We start from the raw sequence: 20574 nt of genomic DNA, 5'->3' as shown, positions 1-20574 counted from the left end.
GCTCAGCGGGCAATATCTTTATCAATATCGTTATCTCGCGACGATAAAGCGCTTATCGTCGTCGATATAGCTCTTTTCGTCAGCGGCGGCGACAATCGAACCAAAATTCATTTCTGCGCGCAGCTTCCAGCTTTCCGGGATCTGCCACGCGGCGCGAACATCGAGATCAATTAACGGGTTATAGTGTTGCAGATTCGCGCCAATGCTCTTTTCCGCCAGCGCCAGCCACACCGCGTACTGGGCGATACCGCTGCTCTGTTCTGACCAGACGGGGAAATTATCGGCATAAGCGATGTACTGGCGTTGCATGTGAGTGACCACTTCCTGATCTTCAAAAAACAGCACGGAACCGGCCGCAGCGGCAAAACCGTCGAGTTTATCGGCGGTGGCATGAAAGCTCTCCGCCGGGATCACTTTGCGCAGTTGCTCGCGCACCATCTCCCAGAAACGATCGTGCTCTTTACCGAGCAGGATCAGCGCGCGCGAACTCTGCGAGTTAAACGCCGACGGCGCCTGGCGGATGGCCTCTTTAATGATGTCAACCACCTCATCTTCGGCGATGGGTAAATCTTTGCCGAGGGTATAAATGGTTCTGCGCGCTTTGGCGAGCGAGAGGAAGTCGTCCACTGCAACGTGGGCAATCCTCGGTTTTAACTCCGCTTCCAGCAATGCCTGGGGCTTGATGGCAGGTGGAGCGTCATCGGTGCGGGCGAGCGTTGATTTTAATATTTGCTGAAACGGATCCATCAGATGCGGCTCCTGTCATGAGCGTCAGTGGGGTTAAAAGTGTCATTATCAGAGCATAGGCCAGAGCATTTCCATCCTTCAAATAGATGAAAGAAAGCGTGGTATTTGGCGCAAAAAAAAGATGTATCACGGCACCCATATCGTGATGATGTGAAAAAGAGCAAGGCTGTTGAGATTATCCTGAACCTCACATTTCTGCATTATGTGATAGATTTTCATCTTGCAGGCGGAATAAGCTCAATAATATTCAACAATAACCTGAGCAAGGCGGCGTTTAATTTATAAAATAAATGAAAAAAGGATATTTAGATCGATGGCATCAATAATTGATCATGAATTAACCTTTTGCTTTATATGATTTTTTTAACGTTTTAAGACGATCCGCATAGCTAATTTTCCTGTTATTCTCTATTTTAAATAATATTCCTAAAGTATTTTCCAGACTGGTCGATGAATAGAGTTTCGCCAGGCATCGAGGAAAAAAATGAACACTCTATCATTCGGTCAGGACCTGCCTTTGCCCCCGGATCCGCAGGCGGCGCAAAATATCCCGATCCCGCCTTTCGTAGAGACTATTGCGGTGCGTTTATCCTGGGCCTCGTCTGTTGCTGAATCGGAAGCGTACCGCCTGCTCGCTGCACCCTATTACCACGGCGCGGTGACCACGGAAAACAGAGAACAGTTGCTTGCACGCTTTCCTTTTATGGCAGAACTGAATGCGCCTGCGCCGATTGCCGACTATACAATCATGCTGGTCAGCCTGTGGCTGGCTATTGAAGAGATGTATCACCGTGGCAAGTTATTGCCGGACGAGATTATGCAGGGGTTAATGGCAAAAACGACAACCACGCATGGTGCGTGATTGTCGCGAAAATTAAAAAGGCCGGGCGGCGACTATTCCACAACCGCGCGGTTAAGTTCACGCCATAGCGTTGTAATCGAGAAGGTAACGTTCCATATAGCGGGCAATGACGTTGCGCAGAATTTCATATTTCTTGCGCATCGGATCGCTGCGATGGAAAATCAGCACCACTTTACGTTTTGGCTCCGGGCTCACGCAGCGAATATAACGAATATTCTCGTTGCCGCCCTGCTGCGTGGAAAGCAGCGGAAAGAAAGAGACGCCGCGATTAAACGCCACGCCGCGCCGCAGGGTTTCCAGGTGCATGGCGACAAAGCGTGAATCCGGCTCCAGCTCAAATTGATAGCAGTAACGCAGCACCTGGCTGTGCAGGCAGTTGCCGTCATCCACCATTAAAATCTTATTATTCTTCAGATGCCCCATATCGATTTCGTTCATTCGCGAATAGGGATGCTGATGGCTTACGCCCAGCACCAGCGGTTCGTCGAACAGCGGCAGCTCGACATATTTGCTGGTGTCTTTATTGGAGGTCATGATCGCGCATTTAATGGCGTCCGACTCCAGCATATGCAGCAACTGGTTGGTTTGCGCTTCGTGAATTTCCAGTTCGATTTCCGGGAAATTCTCGCGGCACACCGTATTGAGATGGGAAAAAATATAGGGTGCGAGCGTCGGAATAATACCGACATCCAGCGTCTGCATCAGGTTCTGATAATGGCTGCTGCTGGCCATATTTTTCAGCGCTTCAATTTCGCGCAGCACCACCTGGGTTTGCTCAACCAGTCGCAACCCGGTTTGTGTGAAACGGATCTTACGCGTGGTACGTTCCAGTAACTGCAAGCCCAGCTCATTTTCCAGCTTGCGTAACTGGGCGCTAAGCGTTGGCTGACTGACATTACAGGCCTCGGCAGCGCGCTGAAAATGGCGGTGTTTCGCCAGCGCGACAAGGTACTCAAGATTACGGATGTTCATTGTGTTCCCCGGGGCGCAAGTTTCCGTTCTGCTGAGAACCCGCCTGTAACAATGTGCTGTGCAAATGACGTGTGATTGTTTTCAACTCAGTCATCAGGTTTTCCCCCTCATGTTTGCACATGAGATTTGATGGTTTTTATTATTAATTTCGCGCTTGAAGCTTCCTGCCTGACTCCTGCGCAATCCCGCGCCGGCACTGCTGCTTTACCACTATTTCGTTTTTAATGAGACGGCAAAAAGCGACAACATGTGCAACACGGACAAATAATAACCTTCGCCCGATCGTACAGATGTATCCATTTGCTGATAGTCGCCCATCGTTAAATCACGCACTGCCAGAATGCCGCCGGACATCGCGTAACTCGCCCGTTCGTCGTCGGAGACACTCACCCACGCAGGCGTGGTGCTGCGGGCATAATTAGCCCAATAATGACGGAAATTCTCCATCGAATGCGTTTGCGTATCGCTGAGGCTTAGATACAGCGGAATGCGAATCGCGTCATAACCAAATCGCGCCGGCCAGTTTTCGGCAGGCATGACTTCACCACTATTCTTAATAAAAATCCAGTCGCTGGGCAGTTGCGGCTTACCGAAGCGCGCTTTATTGAGCAATTCGAGGCTTGAGCTTTTTAACTTAAGCCAAATCTCATTATGCCGCTGCCGCCAGAAGCCCTCCCACGCCGGAAAAATAAAATAAGAGGGGTTAACAATGTAGCCGTCGTCTTTGGTAAAACCGCTCAGCCCCGGCAACATAAGCAAGCGGGAATCTTGCTCAATAATCAGGCAATTTATCAGCGCATCCTGAATATTATCCGAAGCCGTCAGGTAACTCTGATCGTGCCACTTATTACCGGCCAGCAATAAGGCCCAGGCAATCAGCGTATCGCCGTCGCTAGCGTTATTCTCATCGGTCACTTTCTGCACCTTCGGATCGTAACGCCAGGCAAACAGCCACAACGACGGACGTAATAAGGTGTTGCGCGTCCAGCGCCACACTTTTTCAAACGTGGCGGGATCATCGTTTATTACCGCCAGTAACATGCCATATCCCTGACCTTCCGAATGGCTGATATCGCCATTTTCATGGTCAACAATGCGGCCATCCTGGCTCAGGTAATTCTGCTTAAATAGCACCCAGTTACTGTCCTGGCTGTGGGCTGAAAAAGCGGTCATGGCCAGCGACAGTAACAAACACGGCATGAGCCAGGTGGTTCTTAACATGAGATTTCCTGTGGTAGAGATAGGGCAGTTACGTGCTCAGGCGTTACACCGCTTCAGCGATGCGCTCAACGACCTCAGCCGCCGGCTTGAGCGCCAGTTCATGCTGCAGCCAGTGGCGGAAAGCCGGGCCGGTTGCGCCGTGGCGCAGGCCGTACTCCACAAACGCTTTCATATAGCCAATTTTGTCGCCGCAGTCGTGTGACTTGCCGGTCAGGGCATAGGCTTCAACCGGCTCACGGGCCAGCAACATAGCGATAGCATCGGTCAGTTGAATTTCGCCGCCAGCGCCGACCGGCGTTTTATGCAGCAGCGGCCAAATCGCTTTCGACAACACATAGCGACCGACCACCGCCATATCAGATGGCGCTTCATCGACCGGCGGTTTTTCCACCATGCCCTGTACCTGGCCAAAACCACCAGCGGGCAGGTTTTCACCGCCGCAATCCACCACGCCATAACGTGAAACGTCGTCGTGATTAACCTGCTCGATCATTAACTGGCTGGCGCCGGTGGTGGTAAAGCGATTGATCATCGCCGCCAGGTTGTCCTGCGCCATATCACACTGGCTATCGTCGATCAGCACATCCGGCAGCACGACGACAAAATCGTTATCGCCAATCAGCGGCTCGGCGCACAGCACCGCGTGACCAAGGCCTTTCGACTGGCCCTGGCGCACATGCATAATGTTCATCCCTGCCGGGCAGATGGTGCGTACCTCTTCCAGCAGCTGGTTTTTCACGCGCGATTCCAGCAGCGACTCCAGCTCAAAAGAGGTATCGAAGTGGTTTTCAATGGCGTTTTTAGACGAGTGCGTCACCAGCACGATCTCGCGGATCCCGCAGGCGTAGCACTCCTGCACGATATACTGGATAAGCGGCTTATCGACGATGGGTAACATCTCTTTCGGAATAGCCTTGGTTGCCGGAAGCATACGCGTGCCGAGGCCTGCCACTGGGATTACAGCCTTTAACATAGTTATTTCCTGTTTTTTATTGCTGTTTAAATATCAACACACAACGGTGTTAATGATGCCACCCGATTCATTAATGCCTGGAACCTGGTAGTTAATATAATTATCACCACCTCGCGCCTTCACTTTATAAAGGGCGGTATCGGCGGCTTTTAAAATGGAAGAAAAATTCGGCCCATGTTCAGGATAACTGGCGACGCCAATACTGACCGATAATTCCACCGTCTGTTGCAGGTATTGCAAATACATCGGCTGGCGGGTGGCTTCGACAATTAATTGCAACACGCCGCGCCCCGCGGGTTCGTCGACGCCTTCAATGAACGTCAGCGCAAATTCATCGCCGCCAAGCCTGCCAAGCAGCGTGCCGCGAGAAATGCACTGTTTCACCCGGCTGATAAAACATCGCAGCACTTCGTCACCAGCGGCGTGACCCAGGTCGTCGTTAATGTTTTTAAAATTATCGAGATCGAGGATCGCCACCACAATCTGCGCCCCGCGCGCATTGGCAGCGCGGATTTTCTTACGGCTGCGAATATAGTAGCCCTGGCGATTCAGCGTTTTGGTTAATGCATCGTTGTGAGCGCGAAAATGTAATTTCTCGCGAATCGCCATATGCCGGGTAATATCAAAACCTAACAAAATAAACGCAAATATTTCACCGCGCTCATCTCGCTTAGGCATTAAGCGGGTGTCGAGCCAGACAATTTCACCGCTCTTTTTACGCTGGGATATTTCTCCCTGCCAATTATCGCCGGTGGTTTTGGCAATATTTATCGCCGCCGTCAGCGAGATTTCCGCTTCGTCGTCTGCGGTTTGAAACAGCACCTGGCCTGTCACCTCATCCGGCGTAAAGCCGGTGAGCTGATAAAAGAACGGGCTGGCGTGAACCAGCCGCCCGGCGGTGTCGAGCACCAGCGAAACAAAGGCATTATCCTCCATATAATTAACGGCTTCGATTTCAAGTTTCCTGCCTGAAACCATAATTTCATTCACCATGATGATCACCTGATCGTTGATATAGAGTTTTCATGCCTTTGTGTACTTATTCGCCGATGGCGTAGCGGAAAATCAGTACATCTTCCGTGGCGTTGTCTTTCCAGCGTACCGGTACCTGGTTGCCCGCACCCTGCGATACCAGCCACTGGGAGTAGGCTCCTTCCAGCACATACGCACTGGCGCGACGCCAGCCCGCCTCGTCGCGGTACTCCGGCGCGTGCGGCCAGGCGCAGTGCAGCAGGATCAGTTCGCGCTGCGCCGGTGCCATTTTCACAAAGCCCCAGTTGAACAGTTCCAGCACCCGGTTAATGCTGGCTTCCAGTTCGCTCACCGTGGCGGCGCTATCAATGGGATACCACTGAGCCATCATCTGGCCGATACGCCTCAGGGCGTCGGGATCTTTATCGCCACGGCCTTCGGTGTATTCGTTAAAAAACAGATACACCAGGTCATGCCAGCCAGCCTGATAATTGCGTTGTAAATAAGTGTCCTGATTGCTAAACATCATCTGTCCCACGGGTTATTTATCTTGATCGACGTAATATTTGAAATAAAACAACGCTTTACCTTCGTTATAACTGCCAAAGGTGTCATAGCCTAAGTTCGCACCCAGAGCCAGGTTATCGCTGAGGTGGTAGCGCGCATCCACGCCCAACGTGTAGCCAATGCCGTTTTTCGAGGTGGCTTTGTAAACCGCATCCACATCGTCATCGTCGCTGGCGTAGCTGTTTAACTGCGACTGCAGGCTGCTGTGGCCGGGGAAATAGTCGCTCTTACTCTGCTTGTAGGACTGGTACCCCACCGCGCCGTTGAGCGTCAGATCCCAGTCGTTAAGATGGCGCGTCAGCGTGACCGGCAGCGAAACCGCCATAAAATCCTGCGGGCTGAAATAACCGCCCTGGCCGAGCGTGTAGTAACTGAGGTTACGGTCAAAGTTCATGTAGTTGACGTTAACCCCGACTTTCAGCTCGCTGTCGGCGGTTTTCCAAGGCCGTAAATAGCTGCCTGCCTGCGCGCTCACCGCGTGGTTGGTCGGTACGTTGGTGCCGACATAGGTGTCGAAACCTAACTTGCTGTAAAGCCCGATTAACTCGTTATCCCAGGCGAATTGCGCCGATACGCCATTGCGGGTAATGCCGCCCCAACTCTCACCGGTGCTTTTATCCTTCACGCCGACATAAGAGAGCAGGCTGTCGGTCACCGCCCGGCGTTCTGCTTTCAGGTTCAGCGAGCTGTTTTGCGTCAGTTTCGGGTTCCACTCCACGCCGCCCACCAGCCGGGTGAACTCGCCGCCGGTCGGCGTGCTGCCGATATCCAGCTTATAGCTGTCGCCGCTCATGCTGAGGCTGGCGGCAACGCCGTTCGCCTGCTGGCTGCCCTGCGAAGCGGCATTCGTCGAGCTGGTGGTGGTTGAGGTGCTTGCCGCCGCTTCCGCCAGTTTTTCCGCATGCTCCAGCGCCCCGGAACCAAAGCGGTTCGCCGCCTCTCCAGACATCTCTCCCGCATTGAGCGATACCGGTGTGACATTCAGGCTCAGGCGCGTGGCGTCGCCAATGGCACCGGAGAGGATCATCGGTGCCTGCACTTCATCCAGCGCGCCAAGGCCGGATTCCCCATTACGGCTACGCAGCGAGACGCCAGCGCTGGTCCATGTGGCGCTCTTTTCCTGTAAATCGCGCATCATGCTGTTGATGCCGCTCATTGCTGTTAACTGCGCCTGGCGCGTCGGCGAGGGCAGGGACATCACGGCACTGAGTTCGTCGTTGTCGTTCTCATCCCCCTGTTGCAGACGCCACTGGGCGGTGCGCAGCAGCGACATGGCGCGCTGGTTTTCACCATTAGCGGCGGCGACACGCGCCGCCAGCAGCATGTAATCGGCATCCTGGTTTGGTTCAAGCGTGGAGAACGCCCGGCGCGCCGCATCGTTATCGCCACGCGCCAGCGCCAGGTTTACCAGCCCGGTCAGCGCCTGTTTATCGCGCGGGGATTTGCGCAGCACGTACTGGTAGATCTCAGTGGCTTTGTCATCCATGTGATCGGCCTGGTAAATGCGTCCCACCGCCAGCAGCAAATCCGTATTGGTCGGGTTGTGTTGCAGCTCCGGCATGAGCAGATTCCACGCTTTGCCAATTTGTCCTTTTTCCCGCAGGCGATCGGCGCGGGCGATCAGGCTGCCGGTGCGGATATTGTTCATCTCCTGCTGGCTGGTGCCGTTTTGCAGTGCCGGGGCGTTGAGAATGCTCTCCGCTTCGGCGAACTGTCCGGCTTGATTGAGTACGCGGATCTGCCCGGCGTAATCGACCACCGAACCGTGCAGCCCCTGTGCCTGGTTTTCCCGCACTAATTGCAGCGCGCCGCTGCTGTCACCACTTTGCATTAACAGTTCTGCCAGACGGCCAACATCGACCGGCGTTTGCGGCGGGTTACGTTGCAGCGCCAGCAGCGAGTTACGCGCGGCAGCAGCATTACCGAGCCGTAAATAGTTACGGGCAATATCCAGTTGTTGGTTGGTTTGCACACGCGTGCTAAGCGCTGTCATATCGGCGCTGTAGCTGCTGCGCGGTACGCGGGCGAGCAGACTTTGCGCGCGTGACCAGTCGCTCTCTTCGGCGGCGAAAACCGCGGCGGCATACAGCGCCTCTTTGCTGGTGTTATTGCGTGTGGTAACGGCAGCCATCACCGTCGCGGCTTGCTGTTTCTGTCCGGCTTTGCGCAGGGCGCGCGCATAGTCGAGTTGCAGCCAGACGTTTTGCGGATATTTACCGGACGCCGCCTGTAAAATTTGCATCGCGCGTGAGCTGTTGCCCGCCTCCAGCGCCGACTGCGCGGTTTTGCGTTCGCTGTCGCCGTTATCGCCGACGGCGGCAAACCGGGTGCGCAGGTTGGCGGGCAGGGTGCGCAGCATGGCGTCCGCTTCGGTTTGCTTGTTTTGCTGCTTTAACACCCACCACAGGCCGGTGCGGATATCGGTGTTTTGCGGGCGTTCGGCCAGCAGCTTGCGATAAACCTCTTCCGCTTGCGGCAATTTTCCCTGGCGGCGCAGGATGTCGGCGCGCAGCATCTCCGCCGCCAGTTGTTGGCTGTCGTCGTGAGTATTACTGCCCTCAAGGCTTGCCAGTGCTTGATCGTAGCTGCCTTTCTGGCTCAGGCTGCGCGCCTGGCCGAGCGCGCCGTAAAAGCGTGCGTTATCAGCGTCTTTCGCCCACTGCACGCTGTTCGGGTTGGTGGTGTCCTCCTGGGAGGCGCGACGCAGGAATTTTTCCGCATCGCTGAAATTATTCTGTCGCAGCGCGACGTAACCCATTCCGGCCAGTGCGTTGCCGTTATTGGCGCGGGTTTGCAGCGCTTCGGCGAATTTATCTTTCGCGCCGCCCAAATCGCCGCCGTTTAACGCGTCGAACCCGGCTTTGGTGGCATCGCCCTCCACGCTTTTACGGTAGTGATCCATCGGCGCGCTATCTTCCGGGTGGCGCTGCGCATACGCGGTGTAGGCCGGGAGATCGCCCGCTTTGGCGTCGAGCCACAGCAGCGCTTGTTGCAGCGCTTTGTCGGCGTTTTTATCGTCCGGCGCAAGGCGGCTCAACAGTGCGATCCCTTCCCGGCGCGTCGGCTCCTGGTAGGTAAGCGCCATCGCCAGCGCCTGCCTGGTCGGCACATCATCCGGCATCACGCTGGCGCGCTGGCGCATCGCGGCAACCGCTTCTGACCAGCTGGCGCTGTCGCCTGCCATCGTCTGGTAATACTCCAGCGCCACATCGTCCGGCGGGTTGCCGTTAAACAGCGCGCGCCAGGCGGCAATCGACTCTTTAATCTGCCCACGGCTTGCTAGCTGGCGGGCCGCAGTGAGCTTGTCCTGCGGGATATTACGCAGCGTGCTGGCGCTGTTCAGTGCGTTGAGGCGCGGATCTTGCGGCGAGAGTTCGGCGATTTTTTTCCGCCAGATTTCCGACTGCTGAATATTGCCTTGCTGCAACGAGTAGAGCGCCAGCAGATACATGGCGTCGATATTTTTGTCATCTGCCGCCAGCACTTTTTGCAGCGCTTCGATAGCCATTTCGTCGTGGGCTTTGCTGTGCCAGTAACTGGCCTGCGCCAGCAATTTTTTTACCGCCGCGTCATTGGCGTTCGCATCGGTGCTTTCCGCCGCTGCCGCCGGGTGGCAAGCCCCCAGCAGGCAGAGCAGATAAAAGGCGTGCGTCAGTGGTTTACGCGTATTCATTTCTTCGTCTTATCCTGCAAGCGTTGGTGGGCATGGCGCTGTAACGCGTTAAACAACATCGGACCGGTAACGGCGGCAATCAGGCAGGCAAGGATGACCAGCCAGAAAATGTGCTCGCTGGCAAACCACAAAATTTTCATATAGCCCGGCAGGTTGCCGCTGGTGAACTGCTCGCCCACGCGCCAGCTTCGCACGTCGCCCGCATTGCTGATGGCGGTGAAATCCCCGCTGGCATTGGCGAGAAATGCCGGTTTGCTCATGTCTGCTGGCAGTAAAGCCAGTTGCTGGTTGTCCGTGCCGGTGGCAATCACGACGACGCGTTGCGCGTTCCACGGCGAGCGCAGGCTCAGCAGGCCACGCCACTGGTTGGTATCAAGCAGGTATTCGGCGGCGTCCATGTCCGTGCGTGGCTGGTCGCCGCTCAGCAGTGACAGCACCCGGTTGACCACGCTGGCGGTCATCACTTCGAGCGTGTTTTCGTTGAGCGTAAAAGCGCTGCTTTGCAGCAGGGGCGTGAGCAGCTCTCGGTTGCTCAGGCTGCCAATCGCCAGAATGTCGCTGTCAGCAATCTGCGCTTGCGCCTCTTCCTGCCCCGGCATGCCGGTGTACAGGTGCAGGTAATTGACGCCCACGCCGGTATCGCGCCCGGCTTGCGCCATCAGGTTTAGCAGCAGCGAGATATCCTCAGCGGACGGGCGCGCAGACATCAGCACCGTGGTATGCGCCAGGTCGGCATGGCGAGTGAACGGGAACATCGCGCTGCTAAACCAGGTCAGATTGGGCAGCTTGCCAAAGTGCCAGGCGCGGCTGAAATCGAGCGTCGAGTCGCCATCAATGCGGCTCTGAATGTTCTCATCCGCCAGCGCGTTACACGGGGCATTTTTCTGCGCTTGTAAACCAAACCAGAAGCCAAGCTGGTTGTTGCCGAGGATCGCCCGTGGGTCAATGTTTACCACCGCGCTTTGCTGGCGGTGCGACAGACCGAATGTCGCCAGCACTGGCGCCAGTAACCCCTCTTTGCTCACCGGCAGGCGTTTTAAAAACTCGCCGTTCAGGCTGACATTGAGGAATGATGCTTGATCGTCGAGCCAGTTTTTCTGCGCAAAGCTGTAGTTCAGGTGCAGGGGAACGGCAGAACCGTCCCATAAGAACAGATCCGGCGCGGTGCGAAACGGCAACTGATTTTCGCCGTGCCAGACGCCGTGCGCCACCAGCGCGCCTTCATCGTTGAGCAAGGAACGTATAGCCACCGGACGTTCGGTATTGATCCAGCGCGGAGCATCATAAGCCGCGCGTTGCGCCACTTTTAGCGCCGGAACATCCAGCGTGTCGCTGTCCGGCAGCGCCGGTATGTTCAGCCGCCAGGCGGCCTGGCGCAGCTGCATGTCGTTATGACCGCTGACGATCAGCAGCTTGTACGCCGGGTTTTGCGGGTTGTCGATAACCTGCAATGCCGCGCCGTTGCTCTGTGGAATGGTAACGCCACCGATAGTCTGACCGGGTTTGCCAATCAGGATGCCATTACCTGTGGGCAGAGTGTCGTACTGCACCTCAAAGCGGCTGGATTTGCCGTTACTCAATGCGCCAAACTGCGAGGCGACAATCGCCGACGCGGTGAGTACATCCGCATCCGGAGAAGCCGGGTAAGCAATGCTAATCGTCTGGTCTTTGGTCTGCTTCACATCAAAGAACGGGCGCGGGAATGTGCCGAGGGTTTTGCGCACGTTCAGCCATAATCCCTGGTAATTCAACGATGATTCCGGCTGCAACGTCACTTTGTAATCGGCGGGCAGCGCACGCTGGCAACTCCAGACGTTATTGATAATGTCGTCGCCGGTTTTTAGCTGGAAGCTGAGGTTATTGCTCGAGGCAATCATTGATGCGGGCACATCAAGGCTCCACGCGCCTTTATCCTGCTGCAATTGATCGAGCGGAATTGCGCCCAGCGGCTGGCCGTTTAGCATCAATTGCAGGTTTTCACCGCTCACATCGCTGCGGTTAACCTGCACATTTAAATTGATATGCGCGTTGGTTATCACCAGATCGCCCGGCAAATTGAACGACACGCCGTTTTGTAACTGCTGACCGCTGAGCGTTAAACCGCCGGTTGCGCCCATGTCGCCAAAGCTGAGTGTGCTGGCAATATCCTGATTGCTGCTGCCCGCAACGGGTGTCGGTTGCGGCTGCGGTTTTGCATCTTGCAGCGTGACCGGCAGGGGTAATTCCGGCAGCGCGTCGTTCTGGGCCGTAAAGGCGCAGAGCGGGCTAAAGCCGCCCACCAGTAAGGCGGCCAGGGTGAAGAGGTTAAAGCGCATTGTTAACCTCTTCCTGTTTTTTCGCCACGGTGGACATCTGGCTGTTAAAGCCACTCACGGATTTTTTGCGGCCAAAGAACAGCTCATACACGCACTGCAAAATTCCCATAAACGACACCAGCGGGCGGTCTGGCGCATGCGGCGGGCGATACCAGGCATCGGCGCGGGAGAGCACCACGCGCACCAGCTTACGGCGCTCGCTCAGTGCCACGGTGTCGAACTCAAGACGGAGATCGCCCACGCCAGTCCCGGCGGCGCGAATCGGTACATGGGCGATTTCGCCGCCCAGCCCCAGCTCAATTTGCACCGGGGTTTTGTGGCTCATATCTTCGCCTTTTACCAGTGCTACGCGTGCGCCACCCATCGAGATATCAAAGGTGCGGGTCTGCATTTTTGAACCGTCAGAGAACAGCACGGTGACCGGCAAGCGGGCGTAAATACGGATGGTTTTGCGGATCTGTTTGGTCTCTTTCGCCACCGCAATGGAGGCCAGCAAAATAATGGTACTGAACGTGCCCCAGGCGATGTTGAACAGGATCACGCGCGGATCGATACCGGCGTAATCATGCATAAAGTAGCGCACGCCAACCCAGATCATGCTGCCCACCATCAGCAGAGTGGTGATGATCAAGGGGCGCACCGTGTGTGCGTCGAAGTAATCGCGATCGGTCAGGTCGCCTTTATCGGTGACGTTGAACTTGCCCAGACGCGGTGAAATCAGGCTGAGCAAGGTAGGCAGAATCAGGTGGAACGCCATCACCGTTTCGTAAATTTCGCCCCAGAACGCGTAGCGGTAGCGCCCGGTAATGCGTGAGTTGACCATTGTCGACAACACCAGGTGCGGCAATACATAAGCGAAAATCAACGTTGCCGACGACGAAATAATGTTCAGATTGAACAACATAAACACCAGCGGCGAGGTCAGGAACACCACGCGCGGCAGGCCATACTGAAAGTGCAGCATGGCGTTGAGATAGCAGATGCGCTGCGTTAGCTTCAGGCCACGACCTAACAGCGGGTTGTCGATACGGAAAATCTGCGTCATGCCGCGCGCCCAGCGAATACGCTGGTTAACATGCAGCGCCAGACGCTCGGTTGCCAGCCCCGCCGCCAGCGGAATATCCAGAAACGCGGTGTTCCAGCCGCGACGCTGTAATTTCAGCGCGGTATGCGCATCTTCGGTCACGGTTTCCACGGCAAAGCCGCCAACTTCGTTGAGCGCGCTACGGCGAATCACCGCGCAGGAGCCGCAGAAGAACGTGGCGTTCCAGTTGTCATTGCCTTGCTGCACCGGGCCGTAGAACAGCGCCCCTTCGTGCGGAACGCGCTTTGCCGCGGTCAGGTTGCGCTCAAATGGATCGAGCGAATAGAAGTGGTGCGGCGTCTGGATCAGCGCCAGTTTATCGTCACGGAAAAACTCGCCAATCGTGGCTTGCAGGAACACGCGCGTTGCCACGTGGTCGCAATCGAACACGCAGATAAGCTCGCCGTGGGTGATGGTCATCGCGTGGTTGAGATTACCGGCTTTGGCGTGGCTGTTATCCGGGCGGGTAATATACCCAACGCCCGCTTCCGCGGCGAAATCGCGGAATTCATCGCGCTTTCCGTCGTCAAGAATATAAACCTTCACTTTATCTTGCGGATATTCGATACACTGCGCCGCCAGAACCGTATCGCGAACAACCTCAAGACTTTCATTATATGAGGGGACATAAATATCGACGGTCGGCCAGGTTGATTTATCTGCCGGTAAAGGCGCAATCGGGCGTTCTAATGGCCACGCCATTTGAATATAACCCAGCAGTAAAATCGTCCACGAGTAAATTTCCGCAGCAAACAGTAAACTGCCGAGCAGCATCTCTACCGTCGAATCAAAATGCAGCGTTGTCGTGGCGCGCCACCAAATATAACGTGTCGACATCAATACGGAGAGGGAAAGCATTGCCAGTACGGCTTTTTTGCTTTTCACTCTTCCCAGGATAAATACCGCTGCCATCACGCTAAGGCCAAAGAGGTATTGTTTATCGCTGCTCATGGGAGTAATCACTACCAGCAGCGATAATAACAGCAGCATCAGCGTGAAAATAATTCCGATGATTTTTTTCATGTTGTTATCATCTTGCACAGAAAAGAATAAAGGCATACCGGTACGACATTGTCTGCCGGTTACCAGTTAAAATTCATGACGAGACAGATTTATCCGGCCAGTTAAAAATCGCTACTGTTTACCGGGCCGCAGGCCATGAAAAATCGTGCGTTATTATTACCAGGTGAAGATCTCACATGGCAGAGCGGTATTATTTGCCAATGACGGAAAATAACATATCCAGCCGGACTGGATTGCGCTCGCGAACGTCTACATCCGCCGGGCGGTGAAGGGCGGCCACGCTCTCCAGGATACCGTTAGCCGGTGTGCTAAACGCGTCAGGGGCGGGCACCGGTACCGGTTTATTTTTAGGCCAGGAAAGGGTGTTAGCCGGAACGCCTGCCGGTGCGCTGGCCTGGTTGGCTTCTTTGTGGCTCGCCGGTGTTGCCGCAAGCGCGGCGCCCTGTATGTCGTCATTGACCCCGGATGTGGCTGCTGTTGTGGTTACTGCTTGCATTGTTGCACCATCTTCATCACTCATTTCCTGGAAAGAAACACCGGACATCTTCAGTTTTTCAGCCAAAGAACCTAAATCATCATACATAGTATTTGCCTGACTCCGATGTGTTGAATATGCGCTAATATAAGCACGTGGTTGTTGTTTTCTCTTTTATTCGCGAACAGGGTTTCGCGTTAAAGCGGACGGTGTGTCTTAATATTAATTTCCGCATTCCGCTTTAAATGAGAATTTCCTTATATACTGTCGGTGGCGGTCAGTTAAGGTCAAGTGACGTTATCGATAAATAGCCAGCCATTTATTAAATGCATCTATGAATGCAGCGTTTATTTATTGCTGTGTGTTGCGTTAGGGCCGCTAAACACGCGGGATGGCGAGGGAAAAGAGGTAAATATTATCACTGTGCGTTACGTCATTATTTTTATTAATGAGCACGTATAATTAAAATCTCCATAATTACTCCACAATTCTTCGTTTTTTGATCGTTTTTAATTAATCGGCATCTGCTGAGGTTTCTTTAACGATAAATAAATGTTTATTTATTTAGGTTTTCTATAAATGATGTGGCTGCATAATATTCCGGTTGGATGATATTGAACCTGTTATTACTTTCAATTAGGATGTTGCCGAACTCTTCTTTAAGAAAAAAGATTATGCATTCTGAAAATGATATTTTCGGCTCTGAGAATATGCTTGCCGCACTCGAAAATGTTCACGATGCTGTCGTACTGCTGGACAGTACGGAAACCGTGTTTTTCTTTAATCGCGCGGCAGAGAAATTATGGGGCTACCCACGTATTTCAGTGCTGGGCTGTAAGGCCTCGACCATTCCGTTATTTGGCGCGCTGGATATGTTGCCCGGCGAAATGGAAAGTGAACGCGCGCTGACGGTGATCTCCTCTACCGGGGAAGAAACCTCGCTGGCGGCGACCATCAGTTATGAAGGCGCAAGAGGCGGCCGCGCGCCTTGCCGCGTTGTGGTGCATATCGATCAGGAGCGCGTGACTAAGCTTTCCACGTTTGATCGTTTAACCGGGCTGCCCAATCGCAGCGCGTTGCATCACTATATTGATCAGATGATCGCAGGTGATATTCACCAGCGTGCCGCGTTTTTCTTTCTCGATCTCGACCATTTCAAAGATGTGAACGATGCGCTTGGTTACGCCGCCGGGGACAACGTGCTGGTGGCGATTGCGCAACGTCTGCTGAGCGAGTTTTCGCGTCAAGGCTTTGTCAGCCACGCCGATAGCGACGCCTTTGTGCTGGTGATTCCGGACTGTGATTACACGCGAGCCACCAGTATTGCGCAGAAAATCCAGGCGCTGTTCCGTATGCCGTTCAATGTCGCCGATCTGGCGCTGAATGTGACGGTCAGTACCGGCATCAGTGTCTACCCGGATCACGGTGTCTCACGCGATGGCCTGCTTAAACATGCCAACCACGCCTCGCACCTGGCGAAAGCGGCGGCCTCCGGCGGTTATCTATTTTTCAGCCCGGAGATGAACCAGGTCGATCAGGAACGGTTAAAACTGGCGGCGGCGTTAAAGCTCGCCATTGCCAGTAACCTGCTGCATTTGCACTATCAACCGCAAATATGGCTGAAGAATGGCGAGCTTTATGGGGTTGAAGCGCTGGCGCGCTGGACGGATCCGGTTCTTGGCGATATTCCCCCCGGAAAATTTATCGCTCTGGCCGAGGAGACCGGCGAGATTGAGGCCATTGGCCGCTGGACGCTCCATGAAGCTTGCCGCCAGATGGCGGAGTGGCGCAGCAACGGCATTCACGTGCCGGTGGTGTCGGTAAATCTTTCACCGATTAACTTCTATAACAGCAGCCTGCCGCACTATATCAATTATCTGTTGCGGCAGTACCGGATCCCGGCCAGCAGCCTGACCATTGAGATCACCGAAGGGGTGATGATGGATAAGCGCCCGGAAACGATGGAAGTGATTTGCGCCGTACGCGAGCTGGGCGTTGGCCTGTCGATGGATGATTTCGGCACCGGCTTCTCCTGCCTGTCGCGCCTGGCGCACCTGCCAATGACTGAGCTGAAAATCGATCAAAGTTTTATGCGCGATCTCAGCGAAGGCAGCAAAATGAAAGCCATTGCCACCACGGTGGTGAAAATCGGTCAAAGCCTGCACCAGACGGTGGTAGCCGAAGGAGTGGAAACCGAACAGCAGCGTAATCAGTTGCGGGATTTGCAGTGCGATATCGCCCAGGGATATCTCTATTCGCGGGCGTTAAATGCCTCGGCGTTGGCCGGGTGGTTACAAAGCCGACATGCAGCGCAATAATAAAAGAAGTGAGTTTGCAAGGTAGCAGCAGTGGCCCAGGCCTGCAAGGAGTGGCGAGCCGGAATATATCCCCCGTTATCGGGGGATTATTTTATTTTTAATTATTCATCCCGCCAATTCAGCTAAAAAACTTCAATACCAGCAGAAACAAGCAAAAGAATAACATCCCCCACGACATCTGACGGTGCGCCTGACGCGCCGGGTTGGTGCTGGTGGTTTTATTTGTGCTGCTATCGCTGTTCATTGTTTTTATTACCCTGCGCTGATAACAAACCCGTACCAGGCCTTGCGGCGCGGCGTACGTGATGAGAAACGTGTTGTGACTGTACCGCCGAAATTAATGCGGTAACGTTATTTTTATTTTATAGATAATATTAATTAATTCGTTTTTATATATAGTTATTGCCTTGAGTGAGACATATCAATGACAATAATCGGCGAAGAGAAAATATATTAACCGGAAAATTTAAAAAATCCATGAGTAATTTACCTTAAGGTAAATTAATTCCTTTAAATAGACGCGCTCTATAATTTTTTATTGTCATTAAGGTGATGATAAATAAATCGCGAGTTTTGGCCACATTGCCGCGAGATAAAACAATCAGCCACATGAAAAAGCCTGACGAAATCGTGTACAGTGTGGCTATCATTACTTCTGGTGATAAAAGACAGGGTAAGCAGGCGCAAAACCGGTTCTCTGAAACAGGGATGTGGGTGAAAAACCTCCCAAAATGCGTGTTAATCTTATTCACTTTCATTGGCTTAGCGCGCAGTTTAGCAAAACAGATAGATGTATTTTTGTGGTGAATATTTCTTGCCTTCACCACGCTGACCAGGCAAGTTGTTGCGCGCATAGCGGGCCATGCGGAACAGAAACCATGAATAATGAAAAAAAACGGCTGGATCACCGGGAAGAAGATGCAAAACATCTCTTCGAATTGCTGCACAACAATTCTGACTGGGTGTGGGAAGTCGACGCGCAGGGACGCTATACGTGGTCTTCCGACGTGGTAACGGAATTACTCGGCGTACCGCCCGACAAGGTGATTGGCAAAACCCCTTTTGATTTTATGCCGCCGGGCGAAGCGGAACGTGTGGCGGGCGCGTTTGGTGCCATTGTGGCGGAGAAGCGTGCGTTTTCTGGCCTGGTCAACCGTAATCAACGCGCTGATGGCAGCATTGTGGTGCTGGAAACCAGCGGCATCCCGCTGTTTGATGAGCAGGGCGAGTTGCGCGGTTATCGCGGTATCGATCGCAACATCTCCAACCTGGGCGAACGGGTGCTGCAACTGGAGACCATTTACGAAACCACGCCGGTAGCGCTGTGCATGATTGACCGCCACGGGCGTCTGGTGATGTCCAACAAGGCGATGGCGAAATTGCTGGGTGAGGCGCTGGAAACAGAGGATCACTTTCAGCGCTTAATGCCTGATTACTGGCCCTTTTTCCTGACGGATTTCGCGCTGGCAGATAAGGGCGAGGCGCTGCCGTCTCGTGAGTTGGGCTGGCGCGATCGCTGTTACGATATTCAGGCGGTACCGGTACATGACGCCATGGAGATGGTGGTGGGGTTGTCGGTCACGTGGGTCGATATCACTGAACGTCGCCAGGCGGAGCACAAGCTCGCCAGCGCGAATAAAATATTACAACAGTACGCGCAACACGATCACCTGACCGGGTTGTTTAACCGGCGCTATATGGATGAGTGCCTGCTGAGCGAGATCTCCCGCGCCTTGCAGGATAATTTTCCGCTGTCGGTGTGTCTGGCGGATATCGATTATTTTAAAAACTACAACGATTCCCAGGGACATCAGGCCGGGGACGATTGCCTGCGCCTGGTTGCCCGCACGCTCACCGCGTCCCCCCTGCGCAGCGGCGATAACGTCAGCCGTTACGGTGGCGAAGAGTTTCTGATTATTCTGCCGGGGACGAACCTGATGCAGGCGATGAATGTCGCCGAAGATGTGCGTAGTAATATCAACGCGCTTAGCGTGCCGCATGCGGCCAGCCCGACCGGTTTTTTGACCATCAGCATCGGCGTGGCGACATGGCAGGCCGGGCAAGTGCACTTTGAAGGTAAACCGCTGCATATGATTGCCAGTGGTCTTATTCACCGGGCCGATACGGCGCTGTATGCCGCGAAAAAACAGGGCCGCAACCAGGTGGTATCAGCGTGGGACAGCCCGTTAACGTCGCAGGGAGCCTGATGGCTCCCGGTTCAGGTGATTACGCCAGCGCGTTTTTCCAGTCAGCAATCAGATCCTGTTCATCTTCAATACCCACCGACAGGCGGATCAACTGCGGTGTGATGCCATTCGCCAGGCGCTGTTCAAGCGGAATTGACGCGTGAGTCATGCTAAACGGCTGACTCACCAGACTCTCCACACCGCCGAGGCTTTCCGCCAGCGTAAACAGTTTCAGCTTATTGATAATCTCTGTCGCCCGCGCGTCATCGCCTTTGATGACCACTGAAATCATGCCGCCCGGCAGCGCCATCTGCCTGCGCGCCAGCTGATAATGCGGGTGCGATTCCAGCCACGGGAACCACACTTTCTCGACCTGCGGTTGCTGTTCCAGCCAGCGGGCGAGGGCCAGCGCGTTGCTGCTGTGGCGCTCCACGCGCAGGGAAAGGGTGCGAATGCCACGCAACGTGAGGAAACTGCTGAACGGATCGAGAACCCCGCCGACGGCGTTTTGCAGATAACCGAGTTTTTCGGCCAGCGCCGGGTTATCACCGACCACGGCCAAACCGGCAACCACATCGGAGTGCCCGTTCAGGTATTTCGTGGCCGAATGCACCACAATATCAAACCCTAACTCCAGCGGGCGGTGGATAACCGGCGACGCGAAAGTGTTATCCGCCACGCTGAGAATATTGTGACGTTTGGCGATAGCGGCAATCGCCGCCAGATCCGCCAGCTTCAGCAGCGGGTTGGTTGGCGTTTCTACCCAGATCATTCGTGTGTCGGGGCGAATAGCGGCTTCGAGGCCAGCGAGATCGTCCGGTTTCACCCAGCTCACTTGTAATCCAGCGCTGCGGCGACGCACATTTTCAATCAGGCGGTAGGTGCCGCCGTAAACGTCATCAATCGCCACCAGATGGCTGTCTTTATCCAGCAGTTCCAGCACCGTGGAGATGCTGGCGAGCCCGGAAGCAAACGCGTAACCGCGCGTACCGCCTTCCAGTTCGGCAATCGCCGTTTCCAGCGCGTGGCGCGTCGGGTTGCCGCTGCGCGAATATTCGTAGCCGGTGTGTTGCCCCGGCGCAGGCTGCGCGAAGGTGGAGGTGGCGTAAATCGGCGGCATCACCGCGCCGTGTTGGTCGTTGAATGCGCCGCTGTGGACGCTCTGCGTTGCCAGTGTTTTCATTTT

The 20574-nt window shown here is 54.5% G+C and carries 16 protein-coding genes; 3 read left to right on the top strand and 13 right to left on the bottom strand.

Features of this window, described 5'->3' with window-relative positions; all coding sequences use genetic code 11:
* Positions 1-30: 30 nt before the first annotated feature.
* Positions 31-747: a nitroreductase family protein gene (locus tag ACFX4U_RS21385; RefSeq protein WP_305735094.1), complete on the bottom strand. Its 717-nt coding sequence runs from the start codon at positions 745-747 to the stop codon at positions 31-33.
* 484 nt (positions 748-1231) lie between these two features.
* Between ACFX4U_RS21385 and ACFX4U_RS21380 the strand changes: the two genes are divergently transcribed.
* Entirely contained in the window at positions 1232-1609 is a 378-nt protein-coding gene (locus ACFX4U_RS21380; protein ID WP_313507395.1) for a hypothetical protein, read from the top strand.
* A 57-nt stretch (positions 1610-1666) separates the two neighbouring features.
* Here ACFX4U_RS21380 and oxyR read toward each other — a convergent pair whose 3' ends face one another.
* The 9 genes from oxyR to ACFX4U_RS21335 all read right to left on the bottom strand — a co-directional run bounded on the left by oxyR (position 1667) and on the right by ACFX4U_RS21335 (position 14992).
* Entirely contained in the window at positions 1667-2581 is a 915-nt protein-coding gene (gene oxyR, locus ACFX4U_RS21375; RefSeq protein WP_305735096.1) for a DNA-binding transcriptional regulator OxyR, read from the bottom strand.
* A 210-nt stretch (positions 2582-2791) separates the two neighbouring features.
* A complete protein-coding gene (locus tag ACFX4U_RS21370) occupies positions 2792-3802 on the bottom strand; it encodes a glycosyl hydrolase family 8 (protein ID WP_313507396.1) in 1011 nt (336 codons plus the stop codon).
* A 43-nt stretch (positions 3803-3845) separates the two neighbouring features.
* On the bottom strand, positions 3846-4775 hold the full coding sequence (gene galU / locus ACFX4U_RS21365; RefSeq protein ID WP_313507397.1) for a UTP--glucose-1-phosphate uridylyltransferase GalU: 930 nt from the start codon (positions 4773-4775) through the stop codon (positions 3846-3848).
* A 33-nt stretch (positions 4776-4808) separates the two neighbouring features.
* Positions 4809-5768: a sensor domain-containing diguanylate cyclase gene (locus ACFX4U_RS21360; protein WP_313507398.1), complete on the bottom strand. Its 960-nt coding sequence runs from the start codon at positions 5766-5768 to the stop codon at positions 4809-4811.
* A 46-nt stretch (positions 5769-5814) separates the two neighbouring features.
* Positions 5815-6276, bottom strand: a complete 462-nt coding sequence (gene bcsD / locus ACFX4U_RS21355) for a cellulose biosynthesis protein BcsD (RefSeq protein ID WP_234455676.1) — start codon at positions 6274-6276, stop codon at positions 5815-5817.
* A 12-nt stretch (positions 6277-6288) separates the two neighbouring features.
* Complete coding sequence (locus ACFX4U_RS21350) at positions 6289-9987, bottom strand: cellulose synthase subunit BcsC-related outer membrane protein (protein WP_313507402.1); 3699 nt, start codon at positions 9985-9987, stop codon at positions 6289-6291.
* Positions 9984-12302: a cellulose biosynthesis cyclic di-GMP-binding regulatory protein BcsB gene (gene bcsB, locus ACFX4U_RS21345; protein ID WP_313507404.1), complete on the bottom strand. Its 2319-nt coding sequence runs from the start codon at positions 12300-12302 to the stop codon at positions 9984-9986. Before bcsB ends, ACFX4U_RS21350 begins: the two co-directional genes overlap by 4 nt.
* Positions 12292-14409, bottom strand: a complete 2118-nt coding sequence (gene bcsA, locus ACFX4U_RS21340; protein ID WP_305735102.1) for a UDP-forming cellulose synthase catalytic subunit — start codon at positions 14407-14409, stop codon at positions 12292-12294. The genes bcsB and bcsA overlap by 11 nt, the downstream gene beginning before the upstream one ends.
* A 190-nt stretch (positions 14410-14599) precedes the next feature.
* Complete coding sequence (locus tag ACFX4U_RS21335) at positions 14600-14992, bottom strand: hypothetical protein (RefSeq protein WP_200552420.1); 393 nt, start codon at positions 14990-14992, stop codon at positions 14600-14602.
* A gap of 566 nt (positions 14993-15558) precedes the next feature.
* Here ACFX4U_RS21335 and ACFX4U_RS21330 point away from each other — a divergent pair.
* Complete coding sequence (locus ACFX4U_RS21330; RefSeq protein ID WP_313507407.1) at positions 15559-17202, top strand: EAL domain-containing protein; 1644 nt, start codon at positions 15559-15561, stop codon at positions 17200-17202.
* 118 nt (positions 17203-17320) lie between these two features.
* On the opposite strand, the gene ACFX4U_RS21325 is transcribed toward ACFX4U_RS21330, so the two are convergent.
* Both ACFX4U_RS21325 and ACFX4U_RS21320 read right to left on the bottom strand, forming a co-directional pair.
* The gene (locus tag ACFX4U_RS21325; RefSeq protein WP_313507408.1) at positions 17321-17446 is read right to left on the bottom strand and encodes a hypothetical protein; all 126 of its coding nucleotides are present in this window, start codon (positions 17444-17446) and stop codon (positions 17321-17323) included.
* A 247-nt stretch (positions 17447-17693) separates the two neighbouring features.
* Entirely contained in the window at positions 17694-18056 is a 363-nt protein-coding gene (locus ACFX4U_RS21320) for a hypothetical protein (RefSeq protein ID WP_305735105.1), read from the bottom strand.
* Between the two features lie 24 nt (positions 18057-18080).
* On the opposite strand from ACFX4U_RS21320, the gene ACFX4U_RS21315 reads away from it, so the two are divergent.
* Positions 18081-19409, top strand: coding sequence for a diguanylate cyclase (locus ACFX4U_RS21315; RefSeq protein WP_380218504.1), 1329 nt, complete (start codon positions 18081-18083; stop codon positions 19407-19409).
* Between the two features lie 19 nt (positions 19410-19428).
* Here ACFX4U_RS21315 and ACFX4U_RS21310 read toward each other — a convergent pair whose 3' ends face one another.
* On the bottom strand, positions 19429-20571 hold the full coding sequence (locus tag ACFX4U_RS21310; protein ID WP_045512523.1) for a PLP-dependent aspartate aminotransferase family protein: 1143 nt from the start codon (positions 20569-20571) through the stop codon (positions 19429-19431).
* Positions 20572-20574 lie beyond the last annotated feature (3 nt).

This window comes from Kosakonia sp. YIM B13588 (assembly GCF_042788165.1).
Lineage (GTDB): Bacteria > Pseudomonadota > Gammaproteobacteria > Enterobacterales > Enterobacteriaceae > Kosakonia > Kosakonia sacchari.
The sequence above is the reverse complement of the archived record's forward strand: the minus strand, read 5'-3'. Positions and strand labels throughout refer to the sequence as shown.